This is a genomic window from Oleiphilus sp. HI0066 (assembly GCF_001635725.1).
In genome coordinates this window covers 1-812 of sequence record NZ_LWFH01000397.1, presented here as the reverse complement: position 1 = coordinate 812, position 812 = coordinate 1, and the positions used below count along the sequence as shown (strand labels likewise).

Annotated in this window: 2 protein-coding genes; both read right to left on the bottom strand. The window is 40.6% G+C overall.

The features are described from left to right. Positions 1-471, bottom strand: a 471-nt coding sequence (locus A3738_RS05390; RefSeq protein ID WP_197473620.1) for a hypothetical protein, incomplete at its 3' end; no start/stop codon positions are given. Between the two features lie 27 nt (positions 472-498). Beyond that, positions 499-812, bottom strand: a 314-nt coding sequence (gene glpE / locus A3738_RS05385; RefSeq protein WP_255376145.1) for a thiosulfate sulfurtransferase GlpE, incomplete at its 5' end; no start/stop codon positions are given.

Here is an 812-nt window from a genome sequence, read left to right as displayed (position 1 = left end):
TAGATCGCGCGTAAGTACGATAGACTCGACCATATTATTGGCTTCTGACAACAGGCTCTCATCATCGATGGCAAGCAAAGCTTTTTCTTTAGTTGTTTTTTTATACTGAGAGAACTCATAGGCGCCTAGTCCCCAGCTAACAGCAAAGCGAAAATGCGTAAGTGCTAAGGTTTCTTGATCGACATTGCCGTAATGTGTCAGTGCACTTAGATCAATTTGATAAGTATGCAGCGGCAATTGTTTCGCGAGATCTCCAGCTAGAAAGAAGTTATCTAGACTTGGTATACAGCAAATGATCTTTAAGGAATTATTCTCAGACGGTAAAGTCGAATGTCCTTTTCCTTCAAACTTAATACTTTCTAACCACAATTGATCATTGTTATGTTGATCACTAAGCCAATCTTTGTAGTTATCTTCGAGTACTAAAATAATATTGTTTTGAGCTTGGCCTGAAATGAGAGCTGAGCGCATTGTGTTTCCTTTTATCAATAAAGGTGCTTAATCCGTCGTGAGAGTGGCTGCAATCTGACGCCATTCTTCGAAACCGCCATCTAGGCTAAAGGTTTCTTTAAATCCTTGTGCATTAAAGTAGTCTGCAGCGCCTTGGCTTGAGTTGCCGTGATAACAACAAACTACCAATGGTTTGTTAAGGTCTGTGTTTGCAATAAAGTGTTCCACATTTGAATTGTCGATGTGAGCAGCACCGTTTATATGGCCTTGCTCAAAAGACATTTGGTCTCGAATATCGATTACGGTGACCGTGTTTTCTGAATCACTCAGCCAAGATGCGAGCTGAGCACAACTAAGATGTT